At 70.8% G+C, this 18,869-nt stretch carries 15 protein-coding genes; 7 read left to right on the top strand and 8 right to left on the bottom strand.

From position 1 onward, the window contains the following. The first annotated feature begins 110 nt into the window (after positions 1-110). Positions 111-587, top strand: coding sequence for a hypothetical protein (locus ACIOEW_RS37535; RefSeq protein ID WP_401969736.1), 477 nt, complete (start codon positions 111-113; stop codon positions 585-587). Next, on the top strand, positions 584-1,390 hold the full coding sequence (locus ACIOEW_RS37530) for a class I SAM-dependent methyltransferase (RefSeq protein ID WP_401969733.1): 807 nt from the start codon (positions 584-586) through the stop codon (positions 1,388-1,390). The genes ACIOEW_RS37535 and ACIOEW_RS37530 overlap by 4 nt, the downstream gene beginning before the upstream one ends. A gap of 104 nt (positions 1,391-1,494) precedes the next feature. Here the strand turns inward: ACIOEW_RS37530 and ACIOEW_RS37525 are convergent, their stop codons facing one another. Then, positions 1,495-2,790 (bottom strand): LCP family protein, encoded by a 1,296-nt coding sequence (locus ACIOEW_RS37525; protein WP_401969732.1) that lies wholly within the window; start codon positions 2,788-2,790, stop codon positions 1,495-1,497. A 119-nt stretch (positions 2,791-2,909) separates the two neighbouring features. On the opposite strand from ACIOEW_RS37525, the gene ACIOEW_RS37520 reads away from it, so the two are divergent. Then, on the top strand, positions 2,910-3,458 hold the full coding sequence (locus ACIOEW_RS37520) for an acyl-CoA thioesterase (protein ID WP_362553275.1): 549 nt from the start codon (positions 2,910-2,912) through the stop codon (positions 3,456-3,458). Between the two features lie 46 nt (positions 3,459-3,504). Here ACIOEW_RS37520 and ACIOEW_RS37515 read toward each other — a convergent pair whose 3' ends face one another. After that, the gene (locus ACIOEW_RS37515; protein WP_401969730.1) at positions 3,505-4,869 is read right to left on the bottom strand and encodes an LCP family protein; all 1,365 of its coding nucleotides are present in this window, start codon (positions 4,867-4,869) and stop codon (positions 3,505-3,507) included. Between the two features lie 281 nt (positions 4,870-5,150). Between ACIOEW_RS37515 and ACIOEW_RS37510 the strand changes: the two genes are divergently transcribed. After that, on the top strand, positions 5,151-6,182 hold the full coding sequence (locus ACIOEW_RS37510; RefSeq protein WP_362553270.1) for a glycosyltransferase family 2 protein: 1,032 nt from the start codon (positions 5,151-5,153) through the stop codon (positions 6,180-6,182). 153 nt (positions 6,183-6,335) lie between these two features. On the opposite strand, the gene ACIOEW_RS37505 is transcribed toward ACIOEW_RS37510, so the two are convergent. The 4 genes from ACIOEW_RS37505 to ACIOEW_RS37490 all read right to left on the bottom strand — a co-directional run bounded on the left by ACIOEW_RS37505 (position 6,336) and on the right by ACIOEW_RS37490 (position 12,451). Next, on the bottom strand, positions 6,336-8,039 hold the full coding sequence (locus ACIOEW_RS37505) for an LCP family protein (protein ID WP_401969728.1): 1,704 nt from the start codon (positions 8,037-8,039) through the stop codon (positions 6,336-6,338). A 49-nt stretch (positions 8,040-8,088) separates the two neighbouring features. Further along, the gene (locus ACIOEW_RS37500) at positions 8,089-9,855 is read right to left on the bottom strand and encodes an LCP family protein (protein WP_401969726.1); all 1,767 of its coding nucleotides are present in this window, start codon (positions 9,853-9,855) and stop codon (positions 8,089-8,091) included. A 223-nt stretch (positions 9,856-10,078) separates the two neighbouring features. Next, positions 10,079-11,434, bottom strand: a complete 1,356-nt coding sequence (locus ACIOEW_RS37495) for an LCP family protein (protein WP_401969725.1) — start codon at positions 11,432-11,434, stop codon at positions 10,079-10,081. 267 nt (positions 11,435-11,701) lie between these two features. Next, positions 11,702-12,451 (bottom strand): TIGR03089 family protein, encoded by a 750-nt coding sequence (locus ACIOEW_RS37490; RefSeq protein WP_401969723.1) that lies wholly within the window; start codon positions 12,449-12,451, stop codon positions 11,702-11,704. Between the two features lie 138 nt (positions 12,452-12,589). On the opposite strand from ACIOEW_RS37490, the gene ACIOEW_RS37485 reads away from it, so the two are divergent. The 3 genes from ACIOEW_RS37485 (at position 12,590) to ACIOEW_RS37475 (ending at position 16,288) form a co-directional block, all read left to right on the top strand. Continuing rightward, the gene (locus ACIOEW_RS37485) at positions 12,590-13,972 is read left to right on the top strand and encodes an N-acetylmuramoyl-L-alanine amidase (protein ID WP_401969721.1); all 1,383 of its coding nucleotides are present in this window, start codon (positions 12,590-12,592) and stop codon (positions 13,970-13,972) included. A gap of 151 nt (positions 13,973-14,123) precedes the next feature. Beyond that, entirely contained in the window at positions 14,124-15,215 is a 1,092-nt protein-coding gene (locus ACIOEW_RS37480; protein WP_362553252.1) for an NDP-sugar synthase, read from the top strand. A gap of 89 nt (positions 15,216-15,304) precedes the next feature. Beyond that, entirely contained in the window at positions 15,305-16,288 is a 984-nt protein-coding gene (locus ACIOEW_RS37475) for a DNA-3-methyladenine glycosylase 2 family protein (RefSeq protein ID WP_362553249.1), read from the top strand. 208 nt (positions 16,289-16,496) lie between these two features. Here ACIOEW_RS37475 and ACIOEW_RS37470 read toward each other — a convergent pair whose 3' ends face one another. Both ACIOEW_RS37470 and cofD read right to left on the bottom strand, forming a co-directional pair. Next, entirely contained in the window at positions 16,497-17,816 is a 1,320-nt protein-coding gene (locus ACIOEW_RS37470) for a coenzyme F420-0:L-glutamate ligase (RefSeq protein ID WP_401969718.1), read from the bottom strand. Further along, on the bottom strand, positions 17,813-18,769 hold the full coding sequence (cofD, locus tag ACIOEW_RS37465; RefSeq protein WP_401969716.1) for a 2-phospho-L-lactate transferase: 957 nt from the start codon (positions 18,767-18,769) through the stop codon (positions 17,813-17,815). The genes ACIOEW_RS37470 and cofD overlap by 4 nt, the downstream gene beginning before the upstream one ends. Positions 18,770-18,869 lie beyond the last annotated feature (100 nt).

Below are 18,869 nucleotides of genomic sequence, written 5' to 3'. Positions count from 1 at the left end.
CATGAACGACGTCCGATCCGGACGGAGAGGTACGCATCGCCCCGGCCGCGACCGTGTCGGCGCGGCCGGTCCCGCGTGACGGGAAGCCCGGTGGCGTAACTTCCCTTTCCATGACGGACATCGACAAGCTCACCGGCCTGTTCGAAGCGCTGGGGGCCGACGACGCCACGGGCTGGGCCGACTCGGAGGCCGAGGACGACATTCCTCAGCTGGCCCGGTTCAGGTTCCTGCGCATGGCCTGGCAGGACATCGACGCGTGGAGCTCGGCGGCGCCGCACTGGGTCGAGGCCTACCGGAGGGAAGGTCTGGCGGGCGGGGCCGTCGAGCGGGCGGTGCGGCTCGGGCTGACCCCCGTGGAACTGGGCGAGATAGCCCGGGAGATCGCGAGGGAGACGACGTTCGCTCTGCTGCAGGGGATGGACGACCCGGCGCGCGGCGATGTACCGCCCGGGACGGAGGCGCAGTTGCCCGGCTGGCGTCTGGCCGAGCTGTCACCTGAGGGCGAGCCCACGGGGCGGACCCTGGGCGCGCTCCACGAGGACCTGAACGAAGCGGAACCGCAGAGCCCGACCGGAGGTGGCTCATGACCGCGTTCGACGTGAGTGAGCGGCGGATCTGGGACGGGCGGGCCGAGAGCTACGCCCGCACCTTCGCCCACCTCTGCGCCCATACGGTCCCCGTCCTGCTGGACGTCGTGTCCACCGGCGCCGGGACGCGGCTGCTCGACGTGGGGTGCGGCAGCGGCAGCGTGACGGTGGCGGCCGTCGGACGGGGCGCGGTCGTACGGGCCGTGGACGCCGAACCGGGCATGGTCGCCGCAACCCGGCAGGCGGCGCCCGGAGTCGAGGTACGTACCGGCTCGTTGCCCCAGCTGCCCTACCCCGACGGCGAGTTCGACGCCGTCGTGGCGAACTTCGTGCTCAACCACGTCGGCCGGCCACTGGACTCCCTCGTGGAACTGCGCCGGATCACCCGCCCCGGCGGCCGGATCGCCGTCACCATCTGGCAGGTGCCGAACGCCCCGGGCCAGGCGTTGATCGGCCGCGCCGCCGAGGCCGCCGGACTGACCCGGCCCGACTGGCTGGCCACGGTCGACGAGGAACACAACTTCCCGCGCACCCCGGACGGGCTGGGCGCCCTGCTGACGGCGGCCGGTCTCGGGGACGTACGGAGCGAATCGCTGTCCTGGGACCACCGGGCCGAAGCGGACGACTGGTGGGCCGGGCCCGCGTCCGGGGTCGCCGCGACCGGGCAGCTGCTCAACGGCCGGGGGCCGGAGGGGGTGGCCGCCGCGAAGCGGGAGTACGACGTGATGTGCAAGGAGTTCGCCGCGGAGGACGGGCTGTTGGCGCTGCCGCACGTTGCGGTGCTGGCTCACGGGAGGGTGTAGGCGCACGGCACAGGACGTACGGCACGCGGCACAAGACGTACGGCGCACGGCACAGGGCCCGGACGGTTCGACCGTCCGGGCCCCGTACTGCGCGCTGTACGCGGTCAGCTACCGGTGACCGTGACCTTCTCGTCGTTGTTGAGCTGCTCGACCAGCTGCTTGACCTTGGCCTTGTCCCAGAGGAGGTTGCCGCCGCTGGAGCCGGAGATCGGAATGTTCAGCGACGCGCCGTCACCACCCGTGACGCCCTTCATCGCGAAGAACATCTGGCCCAGGTCCCAGAGAGACATGTCCTTGTCGACGACGAGGGTGTCGAGACCGGCGCCCATCGTCGGGTAGAGCTTGAACGGGTTGATGATCGTCGACGGTGTCGCCGTCTGGCTCGCCAGCGCCGCGAGGAACTTCTGCTGGTTCTTCGTACGGTCCAGGTCGGAGGTGAAGGCGTGCCGGGTCCGGACGAAGGCGAGGGCCTGCTGCCCGTCGAGGGTCTGCTTGCCGGCCTGGAAGTCGGCGCCGGAGTACTTGTCCTTGAACGCCTTGGGGATGTCCAACTCCACGCCGCCGATCGCGTCCACGATCTTGGCGAAGCCGCCGAAGCCGATCTCGACGTAGTGGTCGATGTGCAGCCCGGTGTTGAACTCGACCGTACGGACGAGGAGGTCGGGGCCGTCCTCGGCGTACGCGGCGTTCAGCTTGGTCGTGCGGCCCTTGCCCTCGTACTTCTTGCCGGAGTCGGAGCCGACGAAGGACGGGATCTCGACGTTCGAGTCACGGGGCAGGGAGACCAGCGTCGGGCCGTTGGAGCCGTCGTGCAGGATCATCATCGAGTCGGTCCGCTTGCCCGCGGCGGAACCGGTGTGCAGATTCTTCTTGTCCTCGGCCGTCATGCCTTCGCGGCTGTCGGACCCGACGATCAGATAGTTCGTGCCGTCCCCCGACTTCGGCCGCTCGATGACCTTGGAGAGGTCGACCTCGCGCTTCAGCTTGGAGTCCGCCCAGAAATACGTGCCGATGGAGACGGCGAGCACCACGACCACGAGGGTCAGCGCGCCGATCTTGATCCGGCGACGCCAGTCGGGCGCTGCCCCCGGCCGGCCCTGGACGTATCCGCCGTCGCCGGGTCCGCCGCCGTGACCGCCACCGCCGCGGCCGCCCTGGCCGCCGCCGTAGACCTGGCCCGTGTTGTAGCCGCTGTCGTACTCAGGGGCGTCGCCGTAGCCGCCGGGCTGCTGCGGCACCGGCCGCTGCCTCGGCGGCGCGGGGCGCTGCTGGGGCGGAGCGGGGCGGCGCTGGACGTGCGGCATCGAGCGGGCACCCTCGGGCCGGTCGCTCGCGCTGCCCTGCCCGTAGCGGTTTCCGCTGCGGTTGTCGTCGGTCCAACCCTCGGGCCAATCGTTCATGCCATCCAGTGTGCAGGTCGGAGCCACTGCTATTACAGGGTGTGAGGGAAATCGGACCAGGGCTGTTGCGAAGCTGATGCATTGCGACGCGTTCCGAGCCCCCGCATAAGGTGGACGGTATGACAGATCAGGCCCCGCGCTCGGAAAGTGACATTCCGGGCAAGCCCACCGCAGCCTCCCGGACCACCCTCAGCCACATCATGACCGGCAGCGACACGAATCTGCTGGGTACGGTGCACGGCGGCGTGATCATGAAGCTGGTCGACGACGCGGCGGGCGCGGTGGCCGGCCGGCACTCCGGCGGCCCCGCTGTGACGGCCTCGATGGACGAGATGGTCTTCCTGGAGCCGGTCCGCGTCGGTGACCTTGTTCACGTCCGGGCCCAGGTGAACTGGACCGGCCGCTCCTCCATGGAGGTCGGGGTCCGGGTCATGGCCGAGCGGTGGAACGAGTCGACCCCCGCCTCGCAGGTCGGCAGCGCGTACCTGGTGTTCGCCGCGGTCGACGCGGACGGCAGGCCGCGCCGGGTACCGCCCGTGATCCCGGAGACGGAGCGCGACAACCGGCGCTACCAGGAGGCGCAGATCCGTCGCACCCACCGCCTGGCCCGGCGTCGCGCGATCAAGGAACTGCGCGAGAAGCGCGCTGCCGACGGCATCGAGGACTGAGGGCCGAGGGCCGAGGATCGAGACCGGGGACTGAGGCCCGGGGCCCCTACGGGCAGACCACCTCGTCGCCCTTCACCGCGCCGAACCTGCCCGGATCCGGCTCCTCGGCCCGGACCCGCTCGACCTTCCGGTAGTCCGCCCCCGCCGTCACCTTCATCGTGCCGCCCTGCCCCTTCACGGCCTTCAGATCGGCCCCCGGCAGCGCTGCCGCCAGCGTCTTCGCAGACCGGTCCCAGCGCGGGTCGTATGTGACCAGGGTCTGCTCCAGGTCGCGTTGCGGCGCGGTGAGCGGGGCGCGGGTGGTGTTGAAACCCGTGCCGTGCAGTGCGGCGTCGACCGTGGAACCGAGGCCGTCCTTCGAGGTCCCGTTGTAGACCTGGACCCGGATCTGCTGCGGCGCGACGTCGACCGTCTTCGCCGGCTCCTGCTTGGGCCGCGCCACGGTCAGCGGCTTGTCGTCCCGCAGCGCCTGGAACAGCTGCTTCGACTTCTTCGGATCCCACTTGACCGTCGAGCCGATGCCCTTGACCTGGTAGGCGACGTCACTCATCGGCACCGAGGTGAATTCGGACGAGGCGGCGGAGAAGCCCCGCATCGCCTGGCCGAGATCCAGCATCTGCTCCGTATCGAAGCCCTTGTCGGCCCGTACCGACTTCAGCATCGTCGAGGCGACCTCACGGAACTTCACCGGATTCAGCAGCACCCCGCTGCTCGTCGCCTGCTTGATCAGCGAGGCCATGAACTTCTGCTGGCGCTGCATCCGGCCCAGGTCGGCGGCGCCGTCGATGTGCCGGGAGCGCACGTACTGGAGCGCCTGGCCGCCGTCCAGCTCATGGGTGCCGGCCGCGAGATCGAGACCGGTGTAGGCGTCCTTCATCGGCCGAGCGGTGCAGATCTTCACCCCGCCCAGGGTGTCGACCGTCGTCATGAAGCTGGTGAAGTCGACCTCCAGATAGTGGTCGACCTTGACACCCGTCATGTGCTCGACGGTCCGCACCGTCAGATTCGGCCCGCCCTCGGCGTACGCGGCGTTCAGCTTCACCGGATGGGCCGCGTGCTTCTTGCCCGTCGTCGCGTCCCGGTGCTCGGGGATCTCGGCGTAGCTGTCACGCGGCAGGCTGACGACGCTGGCGCGCTCCTTGTCGGCGGACAGGTGCACCAGCATGATCGTGTCGGTGCAGTGGCAGGGGGCACCACCCAGCCGGTACTTCTTCTTCTCCTCCGCGGTGATCTTGTCGCGGCCGTCGGTGCCCACCAGGAGCAGGTTCATGCCGTTACCGCCCGCGGGACGGTTCTTCATGTCCTTGAACGGGTCGATCCGGTCGATCCCGGACTCCAGGTCGGTCACCACGGCGTGGCCGATGCCGCCCGCGCCGAGCACCAGCACGGAGAGCGTGGTCGCCACCCGCATGCCCCAGCGTGGTCTCTCGTCCCGTTTCCTGGGCCGCCTGCGCTGTGGGGGAACGGCACGAGGCCTCGGCGGACGGGGGGAGCGGTGCGGCGTGGGCACGGGGTGACACCTCCGCGGTGCAAGGGGGACAATTCGCACAGTAGGCCCATACGATCTGCATCCCGGGCAGCACACAGGCGGCGCGCGCCGCTGTCCCCCATTCGCGGTAACGTGGCGGCCGAATACCGCCGCCTGGTGGGGTGCGAGACCCCCGGCGCCCCCGAGGACCCCCCGAGGACCACATGTCTGCCGCGCAGCACCCCGCCGTCTCCGTGATCATGCCGGTACTCAATGAGGAGCGGCACCTCCGGAACTCCGTCCGGCACATCCTGGAACAGGAGTACGCCGGCGAGATGGAGGTGGTGATCGCGCTCGGCCCGTCCACGGACCGTACGGACGAGATCGCCGCCGAACTGGTCGCGGAGGACCCCCGGGTCCAGACCGTGCCGAACCCGACCGGCCGCACCCCCGCCGCGCTCAACGCCGCGATCAAGGCCTCCCGCCACCCCGTCGTCGTGCGCGTGGACGGCCACGGCATGCTGTCGCCGAACTACATCGCGACCGCCGTCCGGCTCCTGGAGGAGACGGGCGCGCAGAACGTCGGCGGCATCATGCACGCGGAGGGCGAGAACGCCTGGGAGGACGCCGTCGCCGCGGCCATGACGTCGAAGATCGGCGTCGGCAACGCCGCCTTCCACACGGGCGGCGAGGCGGGACCGGCCGAGACCGTGTTCCTGGGCGTCTTCCGCCGGGAGGCCCTGGAGCGGGCGGACGGCTACAACATCGAGTTCATCCGCGCCCAGGACTGGGAGCTGAACTTCCGCATCCGCGAGGCCGGCGGCCTGATCTGGTTCTCGCCCGAGCTGCGCGTGCAGTACCGGCCGCGCCCCTCCGTCCGGGCGCTGGCCAAGCAGTACAAGGACTACGGCCGCTGGCGCCACGTCGTCGCCCGCTACCACCCCGGCTCGATCAACCTGCGCTACCTCGCCCCGCCGACCGCCGTCGTCGCGATCGCGGCCGGTCTCGTGGTGGGCGCCGCCGTCACTCCGTGGGCGCTGGTCGTCCCGGCCGGTTACGTCGCGGCCATCGTCGCGGGCTCGCTCCCGGCGGGCAAGGGCCTGCCGCTGAAGGCGCGGGCGCAGATCCCGGTCGCGCTGGCGACCATGCACATGTCGTGGGGCTACGGCTTCCTGACCAGCCCGCGCTCCCTGGCGAAGCGGGTCATCGCGAGCCGCCGCCCGGCAGTCCGTGAGCCGGACGCGCCGGTCGGCTGAGCGGCCGGCCCATCGCATGCAGACGTACGAGAGCTGAGCGGCCGGCCCACCGCACGCAGACGTACGAGAGCTGAGCGGCCGGCCACCGCACACAGACGTACGAGAGGGGGCGCCCGGTCCACCGGGCGCCCCCTCTCGCATGTCCCGCGGCCGCTACATCTGGCGGTACGGCCAGTACACGTCCATGCAGTCGTCCGTCTTGGCGCCGTTGACCGACTCGGTGCCCTCCAGCGGGTCGCTGTCGTCGTCCACGGTCTTCGGGAACGTGGAGCCGGTCCGCCAGTCCGAGCCGACCGTGAGCGTCAGCCCCGCTCCGTCCGGTGTCTCCGTCACGGCACTGGTCGGCATCCCCAGCGCCTTGGCGACGGACAGTGCGTCCGACTTGCCCTGGGCACCGGCGCTGTGCGGATAGGTCACCTCGGTCGTCAGCGCGGATCCGAGCTCGGTCGAGGTGTCCGCCTCGGTGAAGCCCTTGGCCTTCAGCATGTCCCGGACGACCCCGGCCCTGCCCTCGGTGGCCGCCTGGCCATCGGCGGCGGTGCCGTTGATGACGGTCACCCCGAGCGAGGCGGGAGCGCCGGCCTTCGGGCCGGCCTTCACCTTCTTCGCTGCCGCGGCGCGGTCCTTGGGGTCGAGCGACTGGTCGTCGCGCACCAGCGCCCACAGCTTTTCGGAGGCGCCGGGCTTCGGCAGGACGTGCGCCTCGGGGTTCTTCGGGTCGGGGATCCGCGGCATCGTCAGCATGTTCAGCTTGTCCATCGGCACGTTCTTGAGCTGCATGCCGAGGTCGAACAGCTTCTTCACCGTACCGATCTCCTCCGAGACCTGGAGCGACTTGGTCGCGGTCTCGGCGAGGTTCATCAGACGCCCGGTGTCCGTGAACGCGTTCTGATTCTTCAGCTCACGCATGACGGAGTTCAGATACATGTGCTGGGCCTTGGACCGGCCGAAGTCGCTCTCGAAGGCGTGCCGGGTGCGCAGCCACTGCAGTGCGACCTCGCCCTGGATCTTGTGCGGGCCCTTCGTCAGCCTCAGGTGGGAGCCGCCGGGCACGCCGGGCTTGGAGACGTCGTTGACGTTCTGCTTCACACACACCCAGGCGCCGCCCACGGCGTCCGCCATGTCCACCACACCGGCGAAGTCGACCATCATCCAGTGGTCGATGTAGACCTTGGTGAGCTGCTCCCAGGTGTCCAGCGTGCATCCGGGGCCGCCGCGGAGCGACTCGTTGATGATTCCGTTGGTGGCGGCGTACTTCTGGTGGGTATCGGGGTTCTCGCAGGCCGGGATGTCCACCCGGGTGTCCCGCGGGATGCTGATGACCGAGGCGTTCTTCCGGTCCGCCGACACATGGAGCAGCATCTGCACATCGGCGAGCGGGGTATTGCCGACGCTCTTCTTCGAGCCGCCGAGCTTCAGGTTCTCCTTGCTGTTCCGGTCGTCGGAACCGATCAGCAGGATGTTCAGCGGGGTCTGGCCCGCGGCGTTCGGGGCCTTCTTCTTCGCCCCGCTGTTGCCCGCACTCCGGTCCCCCTTGCGGAGGTTGCTGTTCAGGTGCTCGTACCAGAGATAACCGGCCGCGCCGGTGCCGAGTATGAGGAACGCGAGGGAGAAGGCTATCCAGCGCAGAACGCGGTGCTTCTTCCGCTTGGGGGCGCGGCGGGGCCGGCCGCGGCGTCCGCCGTGGCTCGCGGCGCGACGGCCACCGCCGCCCTCGCTCCCACCGGCGTCCGGCTTCGCGGCATCCTTGCCGCTGCCCTCGTCCCCGCCCTCGTAGAGGCCGTCGTCCCAGCCGAGTTGGCCGGCCTGCCGGACGCGTGGTCGCGTCCCCTCCCCGGGCGTACTGCTCCGTCCCACCAGGACCCCCCTGCTGCTCAGACTCGCGGTATCGCGCTGTGACGCGGTGTCACTTGGCGCACTCTGCCTTGTCGGCGCTGGCCTTCGGAATGTCGATCTTCGCCGGGCCGGTGATGGGGGTGCCCGCGCCCTTGAAGTCGGCCCCCAGCGTCAGCACCATTGCCTGCAATCCCACGGCGTCCTTGGTGCCCGGCTTCATCGCCGAGGCGGGAAGCCCCATCATCTCGGCAAGCGCCCGGGCCTGGTCGGCCTGGTTCGGCGCGTACGCGAGTGTCGTCTTGGCGGCCTTCGCCGGAGCGTTGGCCTTGTTCGTGGACTTCAGGACGCCCTTGTCGTTCTGCAGCCAGGTGACGGTCTGCTGGGCAGCACCGGCGATCTCGCCGCCGTTGTAGACGTCGACACGGACGTCGGCCGCTGCCGCCTTGGTTCCCTTGAGGAGCGCGTCCTGCTTGCTCTTGGCGGCCTTCTTCTGCGCGGCCACCTCGGTCAGCGAGGTGTCCTCCTGCATCATCGTGAGCAGCTGAGGCGACTTGACCGGGTCCACGACCACCGTGATCGGTGTGGGCTCCGCCGGGTTGTCGATCACCGGCAGCGTGACGAACGTGATGTTCTTCGTGTCGATCTTGGTGAGTTCCTTGGCGAGCGAGGTCAGCTTCGGCACCGAGCCGATGGCGGAGTCGACCGTCAGCGCCTTGGTCGCCGAGTCCGCCAGCTTGAACAGCTTCGTCGGGCTCGTCAGCGTGTCGTCGGACTTCATCTGCCGGATCATCGAGCCGATGAACTGCTGCTGGCCCTTGATCCGGTCGAGGTCGCTCCCGTTGGCGTAGGCGTGCCGGGTCCGTACGAAGGCCAGCGCCTGCTCGCCCTGAACGGTGCTCGGGCCCGCCGGCAGGTCGAGGTGCGACTTCTCGTCCTTGACCGCGTGGGCCAGGCAGATCTTGACGCCGCCGACCGCCGTGGACAGTTCCTTGACCGCGTTGAAGTCGACCATCATGAAGTGGTCGACGGTCAGGCCGGTGAGCTCCTTGACGGTGTCCATCGTGCAGCCCGGGTCGCGGCCGTCCTGGCCGAGGCTGGTGTTGAACCGGACGTTCTGGGTGCCCGGGATGGTCTTCTCCGAGCCGTCCGGCTGCTTGGTCTTGCAGTCCGGGATGTTCGTCATGAGGTCGCGGGGGATGCTCATCGCCGTGGCGTTGGTGCGGTCCTTGGACACATGGAACAGGATGTTCGTGTCCGCGTGGCCGGTGCTGCCCTTGTCGCCGTAGCCCTCGTTGCCCTTGCCGGTGCGCTTGTCCGTACCGATGACCAATATGTTGAGGGGCGCGTTGGCCGTGACGACGTCCTTGTTGCCGCGGTCGCCGATGTCCACGGTGCTCAGGTTGCCGTTGAAGTGCTGGTACAGCATGTATCCGCCGACCGAGACGCCGACGAGCAGGAAGGCCATCACGCCGCCCGTCCAGAGCAGCGCCTTCTTGCGGCGGGCCTTCGGGGCCTTGCGCTTGCGCCTGCCCGTGCTGTTCTCGGCGGAGCCGGAAGCCTCCTGGCCGCGCGATCCGGAGGCCGAACGGCGGCCACCCTGCCGCGGCACCTCACGGCTGCGGCGCGCACCCTCGCCCGCCGCACCGCGACGCTCGCCGTCGCCCTCACGGGCAGCACCTCTGCGCCCGGAACTCCGCGGAGCCGAAACGCCTGACGCCCTGCCTGAATCCCCTCCGGAATTGTTCAGTCGCAGTTCGTAGTCGCCGGTGTCCGGGTTGAGGACCCATTGGTCTGCGGGATCGATTTCTTCCGCCCGCCCACGGCCTTGTGCATCCACGGTCGCCTGAATCCTCCGTCGGTGCCACGCGAGGCGCCTTCCCCGATAAGGCGCTCAGTCTTTCGCTCCGGAAGTGCGCGGCCAGGTGGCCGATAGCACCGGATCGCGTCACACTATCCGTCCCGTTCGCTGTCGAGCGACGGGCGTGACATATTCCACGGCCCTTACAACCGGGCATTCTTCCCATTGCACGTCGAACGTTGTTGTCCGCTTGGTCATTGCTTTACTGCTTGCACAGGTCGGTCGCCGCATTGTTCCCCGAGTACGTGGGTGTGGGAGTCGGGCCGGAGGCGTCGGCGGCGTCAGCATCCTTCCCGTCGTCATCCTTCAGCTGGTCCGCAGGCACGACGGCGACGGGCTTGTCGTCACGCAGTTGCTTGAAGAGCTTGTCCGCGTCGGGCTGCACCAGTTCGTCCCGGTTCCTGTTTGCGCTGTACGGCTGCCGCGGGACGGTCAGGAACTGCACCTTGTCGGTCGGCACGTTGCGCATGCCGCGCACCAGGTCGTAGAGGTCCTTCAGGCTGTCCAGCCCCGGGTCGGTGGTCAGCGCCTTGGTGGCCGCGTCCAGCACCGGGTAGAGCCGGGTGGGGTTGAGCAGGACCCCGTTGCTCTGCACCTTGTTCACCAGTGCGCCCAGGAACTGCTGCTGGCGGTCCATGCGTTCGGTGTCGCTGCCGTTGCCGATCGACTTGCGGGCCCGTACGTACCCGAGGGCCTGCTCGCCGTTGAGCTTCTGGCGGCCCGCCGGGAGCTCGAGGTGTGCGGCACTGTCGTCGATCGGATCCTTGAGGCAGATCTCGACCCCGTCCACCGCGTCGACCATGTTCTTGAAGCCGTTGAAGTCGACGACCATGTGGTGGTCGATGCGGATGCCGGTCATCTTCTCGACCGTGCGGATGGTGCAGGCGGTTCCGCCGAACTCGAAGGCCCAGTTGAACTGCGCGAACTGCGGCCTGCTCACGGTTTTGTCCGGCTTGTGACACTCCGGGATGTTCACCATGAGGTCGCGCGGGAGAGACATCGCCGTGGCGCTTTTCCGGTTCGCGGCCAGGTGCAGCAGGATCGTGGTGTCCGATCGCTGGCTGCCGCCGTCGTCGCGGCCGTACTTGCGGTTGTCCCCGGCCCGGCTGTCGGAGCCGATGAGCAGGATGTTCTGCGCGTTGTGGACGACGGAGGCGGGACGCTCCTTCTCGTACGCCCTGAGTTCGGCGGCCGCGGAGGTGTCCGTCCTGATGTTGCCGTCCAGTTTCTTGTACAGCCACCAGCCGGCGCCCGCGGCGACGAGCACGACGAACGAGGCGCCGAGCGCGGTCCAACGCAGCCAGTGACGCTTGCGCTTGACGACGATGTCGAGGCCCGGACCCGGTCCGGAGTCCTCGGGCAGCGGCCCGTGCGACGGGCCGCTGCCCGACCCGCTGCGCGTCTCACCGCCCGGGGCACCCTCGGAGCCGTTGCCCGGGACGGGATTCTCGCCGGGGCCCTCGCCGGACGGCCCGTCCGCGGCGGAGTCGTCGGGCGTCCGGTTCCCGCCTGCGGCCGAGTCGTCGGGGTCGGCCGGCGTGCCGGAGCTTTCGGTCACGTCTGCGTCCATCCTTCATATTCGGCAGCGCGCTGGGCCGCCGGTTGCAGAAGTAGACGGCTGAACCTCACGCTTGGTTGTGCCTGAGTGGTCTGTACCGCAGATCATGTACCGGAGTTGGCGCCCAGGCCGGAGGGCTCGGCCCAGGCTGGGCCGGACGGGTGACCCCTCGGGCCGCTTGTCGTACTGCGGCGTCGAGGCGGACGCCCGCGCAGGTGACGGGGCGCAGGAAGAAGGATTGGCGGGCCCGGCGCGTCCGCCCGGCCGTCACACGGTCCGGGTGACCCGCTCGCTCTCGACGCGCTGGGCCAGCCCGTCCTCGCCCAGCTGTCCGAGATGCCGGCACAGCACCACGGAACCCCCGGTGGCCAGCGGTGCGAAGAGCCCGGCACTGAGGCCGTCCCAGGTGTCGTACGTACGACCTGACAGCAGCCGTGAACCGGCGCCCAGGCCCAGCGCGGCACCGTCCACGCGTGCCCGCGCGACCAGCTCCGCCCCGGTGAACCCGACACCGCCCACGGTCAGCGCCGGCGCATCCGGGTCGACGGGCGCGAACGGGGCGAACCGGTCGCCCTGGCCCGGCACCTCGACGGCGTAGTCCGCGAAGCCGTCGGGCGCCTGCGGGAACCTGCCGCCCATCGGGCGCAGCGCCAGCGCGATCCGCTCACCGCGGCAGGCCCGCGCGGCTTCCAGGCTGTCCGGCCCGGAGACGACGAGGTCCGCGGCGGCGGGATCCCCCTGCACATCGGCGACCACGCCGACCGAGGCACAGGCCATCAGCCAGACCGCGGACTGCCAGTGCGCGGGCAGCAGCAGCGCGAGCCGGTCGCCGGGCTCCGCGGCGAGGTCGCCCTGCAGCAGGTTCGCCGTCTTGGCCACCCAATTGGCGAAGGTGGCCACCGACAGTTCGACGCGCTCTCCGGTGGCGTCGTCGTAGAAAGTGACCATGGGGCGGGCCGGGTCCGCGGCGAGCGCGGAACGCAGCAGGTCGGCAGGGGTGCGGTCGCTGGCGTTCATTCGCAGAAGGGTACGCGGCGGTGCCGGGAGGGGCCGGGTGCGGCCGCTGCCGGGTGCACCGGTTCGGCAGACGAGTCGTCAATTGCCCAGAGAAATCCCGGTCGCCGGAGTGGTCCGCTTATGCCCAGGATCATATGTATGCGTGCCTTCATTGCATCCTCCATAGGTGTCACCTGCGCGGCAGCTCTCGTGCTGCCGCTCGCCGCGCCCGCGGGCGCCGCCCCCGACACCCCCGCCCACCCGGCCACTGCGGGATCCGTTCCCGCCGAGGCGTCCGAACCGGCCGGAGTGCCCGGTTCGACGCAGTCCCTGGCCATGGATCCGCTGGCCTCCCCCTCCGTACGGGCCACCGGCGCACCCGCCGCCGCAGCTGCCGAACAAGGGCTGCCCGAGCGCGACGTCCAGCCGTTCTCGCTGGTCGGTGTCGTCTGGGACGACGTCAACACCGAACTCCACGGCACCGCCCAGGTCCGCACCCGCGCCACCGGCACCGGCCAGTGGTCCGACTGGCAGGACCTGGAGACGCACAACGCCGAGCACTCCGCCGACGCCGGCACCGCCGAACGCGACTCGGGCGCCGCCCGCGGCTCCACCGCCCCGCTCTGGGTCGGAGACTCCGACGGCGTCGAGGTGCGGGTGCGCCCCGAGACCCCCGGCCCCGGCGAGGCCGCCGAGGCCCCCGTACCGCTGCCCGCCGGGCTGCACCTCGAACTCGTCGACCCCGGCAAGGACCCGCAGCAGGTCCCCGGCACGGACCCGGCGGAAAGCCCCGCAACGGATCCCCTGGAAGAAGGCCCCGACACCGGCGTGGCGGGCGCGGACCGCGCCACTTCGCCCGGCGCCGCCGCCGTGCTCCCCGCCCTGAACAGGGCCGAGACCGAGGAGGCCGCCGGCCTCGCGCCCGTCGCCAAGCCGTACATCGGGCCCCGGCCGCGCATCATCACCCGCAAGGGCTGGGGCGCCGACGAGAAGCTCCGCGAGAGCGGCTTCGCGTACACCAAGACCGTCAAGGCCGCCTTCATCCACCACAGCGCCACCGGCAACAACTACAAGTGCTCCCAGGCGCCCTCGGTCCTGCGCGGCATCTACCGCTACCACGTCAAGAGCAGCGGCTGGCGCGACATCGGCTACAACTTCGCCGTCGACAAGTGCGGAAACATCTACGAGGGCCGTGCCGGAGGCGTGACGAAGGCTGTCATGGGCGCCCACACGCTTGGCTTCAACACCAACACCATGGGCATCGCCGTGCTCGGGACCTTCACCACGTCGAACCCTCCGGCCGCCGCCGTCAACGCCGTCTCCAAGCTCACCGCCTGGAAGCTCGGCCTGTTCGGCGCCAACCCGAAGGGAAAGGTCACCCTGACCTCGGGCGGCAGCAACAAGTACAAGAAGGGCAAGAAGGTCAAACTCAACGTCATCTCCGGTCACCGGGACGGATTCGCAACCGAATGCCCCGGAGCGCGTCTCTACAAGAAGCTCGGCACGGCCCGAACCAGTTCGGCCAAGCTGCAGGGCCGCTGACGCGCAAGGAGCCGTGAACCGGCGCCGGCCGCGCCGGAGACCTGCTGCGGGCTGCTGACCGAAGGACCCCCCCTTTGGTCTGCATACACTGGCCAGCCGAAAGAAGCGGTTGTTCGCCGGCCCGGCCCCAGCAGGAAGCAGAGACAGTGCTGTGACAGAGGCAAAAGAAGCGATTCTCCTGGTCGGCGGCAAGGGAACCAGGCTGCGCCCCCTCACGGTGCACACCCCGAAACCCATGGTTCCGGCAGCAGGCGTCCCCTTCCTCACCCACCAGCTGGCGCGTGCCCGGGCCGCCGGTGTCGAGCACATCGTCCTCGCGACGTCGTACCTGGCGGAGGTCTTCGAGCCGTACTTCGGTGACGGTTCGTCGCTCGGCCTCCACATCGAGTACGTCACCGAACGCGAACCGCTCGGCACCGGCGGCGCCATCCGCAACGTCGCCCGGCGGCTCACCTCCGGCCCGGACGAACCGGTCCTCATCTTCAACGGCGACATCCTCACCGGGCTCGACATCCGGGCCCTGGTCACCACGCACGCCGACTCCGGAGCGGATGTCTCGCTCCACCTCACCCGGGTCGACGACCCACGCGCCTTCGGCCTCGTGCCGACGGACGACACGGGCCGGGTCACCGCGTTCCTGGAGAAGCCGCAGACGCCCGAGGAGATCGTCACCGACCAGGTCAACGCGGGGGCGTACATCTTCCGCCGGTCGGTCATCGACACGATCCCGGCGGGCCGCCCGGTCTCCGTGGAACGCGAGACCTTCCCCGGACTGCTCGCCGACGGCGCGCACCTCCAGGGCATGGTCGACTCCACGTACTGGCTGGATCTCGGCACCCCGCAGGCGTTCATACGCGGCTCCGCCGACCTCGTCCTCGGCATCGCGCCCTCCCCGGCCGTCCCCGGCCGCTGCGGCGACCGCCTCGTTCTGCCCACCGCCTCCGTCGCCCCCGACGCCAAACTCTCCGGCGGTACGGTCATCGGCGCCGACGCCGTCATCGGCGCGGGCGCCAGGATCGACGGCTCCACCGTGCTCGCGGGAGCCATCGTCGAACCGGGCGCCGTGATCACGGACTCCCTGGTCGGAGCGGGTGCCAGGATCGGCAGCCGTACGGTGCTCGCGGGCGCGGTCATCGGCGACGGGGCCAAGGTCGGCGCCGACAACGAACTGCGCGACGGCGTCCGTATCTGGTGCGGGGCGCACCTGCCCGCCGCGTCGGTCCGGTTCTCCTCGGACGAATGACCGGACCGGCCACCTCCGTATGGACTCCCCGAGTGGCCTGAATCAGCCGTACCCTCGACAGGCAGCCCCGACTACCGAGGACCTCACCCGTGGCAGGACGATTCGCTCCCCGCAGCGCCCCGCGCGCGGCCGTCCCGCACCAGGCGGCGGCGACGCCCGTACCGGCGCCGCTGACCCGCGCCTGGACCCCGCCGGGCCCGCTCGACCTGAGGCTCGTCCTCGGCCCGCTGCGACGCGGCCCCGCCGACCCCACGTTCCGGATGTCCGCCGACGGCTCGGTCCGCCGGGCCAGCCGCACCCCCGCGGGACCCGGCACACTCCATGTCGTCGCCCGCGCGGGCCGGATCGAGGCCGCGGCCTGGGGGCCGGGCGCGGCCTGGCTGCTGGACCAGCTGCCTACCCTGCTGGGCGCGTCGGACGAACCCGAGGCGTTCACCCCGCGCCACCGCCTGCTTGCCGTGACCCACCACCGCCGCCCGGGTCTGCGGCTGCTGCGCACCGGCCTGGTGCTGGAGTCCCTGATCCCGTCGGTCCTGGAGCAGAAGGTCACCACGGACGAGGCGTACCGCGCCTGGCGGCTGCTGGTGCGCACGTACGGGGAGCCGGCGCCCGGCCCGCAGGAGTACGGCCTCTACGTCATGCCGGACGCCCGCACCTGGTCGCTGATCCCGTCCTGGGAGTGGCACCGCGCGGGTGTGGACAGCAAGCGCTCGGCGACGATCCTGCGCACGGTCCGGGTGGCCCGCCGCATGGAGGAGGCGGCAGCCATGGAGCTGACCGAGGCCATGACCCGCCTTCAGGCGATCCCCGGCATCGGCCCCTGGACAGCCGCCGAGACCCTGCAACGGGCGAACGGTGCGGCGGACGCGGTGACGGTCGGCGACTTCCACCTCCCCGGCATCGTCGGCCACGCACTGGCGGGCAACCGGAACGCCGACGACGAGGAGATGCTGTCCCTCCTCACCCCCTACGAGGGCCAACGCCACCGGGCCACCCGCCTGATCATGCTCTCGGACAACACCCCGTCCCGCCGCGCGCCCCGCATGCAGCCGGGCAACATCGCGCGTCTGTGAACGGCCACGTCGGTCCGGAAAGTCCGGCCCCATGCTGCCGGGCATCATCGGGGGCGTCTCAAATCCAGCCTCTCCGGCGTTTGAGGAGCGGGGTCCGGGGCCGAGCCCCGAAAGCCGGCCCCGCCGGCGCTTGAGGCGCAGGGGCCCGGGGGCAGCGCCCCCGGTCACGGGAAGGGGCGGGCAAGGGGAAACCTCACCCCCCACCCCCTCACCGCACCGCGACGAACCCCTCCGCGCCCCGCCCCACCCGCGCCGGAGGCGACACCGCGGCCCGCCCCACGGCCACCGCTCCCAGCGGATCCCACGACGCGGGCAGCTCCAGCACCTCCCGCACGACATCCCGGCAGAACATCGTCGAGGAGACCCAGGCCGAGCCCAGCCGCTCGCCCGCCAGCGCCACGAGGAAGTTCTGGATCCCGGCGCCCGCGGCGACCACGAACATCTCGCGCTCCGCGCCGTCGCGCCGCGCGTCCCCGTACGTGTGGGAGCCGTCCATCACCAGACACGGCACCACCAGGTACGGCGCCCGGCGCAGCACATCGCCCCGCTTCACCCGTCGCGCGACCGACTCCTCGCTCTTGCCGTCGCGCCGCAGGTCCGCGATCCACGCGTCCCGCATCGCGTCCAGCAGCCGGGTCCGCGACCCGGGCGACTCCAGCAGGACGAACCGCCAGGGCGTCGTGTGGTGCGGGGCCGGAGCCGTCACCGCCGCGGCCACGGCACGCCGCACCGCCCCCGGGTCCACCGGTTCGTCGGTGAACTCGCGGACCGTACGCCGCTGGGTCACCGCCTCCCGTACAGCCTCGGACGTCCCCAGCCGGAACATGTCGTCGGCCGCGACCCGCACCATCGCGCGGGCCCCGCCGGCATCGGCCGGGTCCAGGACATGGCCGAGCCCTCGCACGACCGCGACCGGCAGCCCGTCCGCCTTGCCCTTGACCAGGTCACCGGCCGAGGCGAGCTCGTCGGCGGTGGCGACCACGGTCGCGCTCAGCGGATTGCCGTACGCGTCGCTGCCGCCCCGCAGATCGTCCAGCACCCGCACCCCGGCCGCGCCGATCGCGACATCGGTCAGCCCGTTGCGCCACGGCCGCCCGAAGGTGTCCGTGACAATGACGCCGACCTCGACGCCGAGCGTGTCCCGCAGCCCCTCCCTGATCGCCCGCGCCGAGGCGTCCGGGGCCTCGGGCAGCAGCAGGACGGTCCCTGCGGGGGTGTTCGACGCGTCGACCCCGGCGGCGGCCATCACCAGGCCCTGCCGGTTCTCCACGATCCGCAGCGTGCCGCGCCGCGCCACCACCCGAACCGTCTCGGCGTCGATCGCCGCCTCCCGGTCGGTGGCCTCGACGATTCGGCCCTCCGCCTTGGAGACGATCTTCGAGGTGACGAGCAGCACGTCACCGTCGGCCAGTCCGGGCTCGGTGGCGGCGATCAGCTTCGCGAGGTCGTCCCCGGCCCGCACCTCGGGCATGCCGGGCAGCGCCCACACGCGGAAGGAGGGCGCGGCGTCCGGGGCTGCGGTGCTCATGCGCGTACCTCTTCGGCGAGGGTCAGCGCCTGCCTCGCCATCTCGGCGGTGGCGGCGACGTCGGTCATCATCAGCGGCACGGAACGGCAGCGGATGCCCGCGGACTCCACCGCGTCCACGGCGCCCGCGTCCACGGTGTCGACGAGCCAGCCGTCGAGCAGCCCCGAACCGTAGTGCTGGGCGACCGCAGCGGCCGTCGACTCGACGCCCACCGCGGCGAGGACCTTGTCCGCCATCCCGCGCACCGGTGCGTCACCGACGATGGGGGAGAGGCCGACGACCGGCACCCCGGCCTCGGCGATGGCTTCCCGGATGCCGGGCACGGCGAGGATGGTCCCGACGGACACGACGGGGTTCGACGGCGGGAAGAGGATGCCGTCGGCCTCGGCGATGGCCTCCAGGACGCCCGGAGCCGGCTTGGCCTGTTCGGCGCCGACGGGCACGATGGCCTGCGCCGGGACGGAGGCGCGCAGTTTGACCCAGTACTCCTGGAAGTGAATGGCCTTGCTCTCGCCGTCGACGTCGACGGCCACATGCGTCTCGACCCGGTCGTCGGACATCGGCAGCAGCCGGACCCCCGGCTTCCAGCGCGCACAGAGCGCCTCGGTGACGGCACTCAGCGGATAGCCCGCGCCGAGCATCTGCGTACGGACGATGTGGGTGGCGAAGTCCCGGTCACCGAGCCCGAACCACTCGGGGCCGACGCCGTACGCCGCAAGTTCCTCCTTGACGTGGAAGCTCTCGTCGGTACGGCCCCAGCCCTGCTCCTCGTTGATGCCACCGCCGAGGGTGTACATCACGGTGTCGAGGTCGGGGCAGACCTTGAGGCCGAACAGATGGATGTCGTCACCGGTGTTGCCGATCACCGTGATGTCCGCGTCGGGCGCGGCCTCCTTGAGGCCACGCAGAAAACGAGCACCACCGATACCGCCGGCCAGAACCACAATGCGCATGCGAACCAGTCTGTCAGGCGGCGCTTGATCCTTGGCGGGGTGGTGGTGTGTGACGGGCGGGACTGTCGGGCGGAGCCTGGTCCTCGTCCGGGTGGTGGCG

The sequence above is a fragment of the Streptomyces sp. NPDC087901 genome, from assembly GCF_044742205.1.
Taxonomy (GTDB): Bacteria; Actinomycetota; Actinomycetes; order Streptomycetales; family Streptomycetaceae; genus Streptomyces.
This window is presented reverse-complemented; position numbering and strand designations above follow the sequence as displayed.

What these genes read in the sequence shown, in the direction of transcription:
- ACIOEW_RS37535 (WP_401969736.1), top strand. Translation starts at nt 111, where the DNA reads ATGACGGACATCGACAAGCTCACCGGCCTGTTCGAAGCGCTGGGGGCC.
- ACIOEW_RS37530 (WP_401969733.1), top strand. Translation starts at nt 584, where the DNA reads ATGACCGCGTTCGACGTGAGTGAGCGGCGGATCTGGGACGGGCGGGCC.
- ACIOEW_RS37525 (WP_401969732.1), bottom strand. Translation starts at nt 2,790, where the DNA reads ATGAACGATTGGCCCGAGGGTTGGACCGACGACAACCGCAGCGGAAAC.
- ACIOEW_RS37520 (WP_362553275.1), top strand. Translation starts at nt 2,910, where the DNA reads ATGACAGATCAGGCCCCGCGCTCGGAAAGTGACATTCCGGGCAAGCCC.
- ACIOEW_RS37515 (WP_401969730.1), bottom strand. Translation starts at nt 4,869, where the DNA reads ATGCGGGTGGCGACCACGCTCTCCGTGCTGGTGCTCGGCGCGGGCGGC.
- ACIOEW_RS37510 (WP_362553270.1), top strand. Translation starts at nt 5,151, where the DNA reads ATGTCTGCCGCGCAGCACCCCGCCGTCTCCGTGATCATGCCGGTACTC.
- ACIOEW_RS37490 (WP_401969723.1), bottom strand. Translation starts at nt 12,451, where the DNA reads ATGAACGCCAGCGACCGCACCCCTGCCGACCTGCTGCGTTCCGCGCTC.
- ACIOEW_RS37485 (WP_401969721.1), top strand. Translation starts at nt 12,590, where the DNA reads ATGCGTGCCTTCATTGCATCCTCCATAGGTGTCACCTGCGCGGCAGCT.
- ACIOEW_RS37470 (WP_401969718.1), bottom strand. Translation starts at nt 17,816, where the DNA reads ATGAGCACCGCAGCCCCGGACGCCGCGCCCTCCTTCCGCGTGTGGGCG.
- cofD (WP_401969716.1), bottom strand. Translation starts at nt 18,769, where the DNA reads ATGCGCATTGTGGTTCTGGCCGGCGGTATCGGTGGTGCTCGTTTTCTG.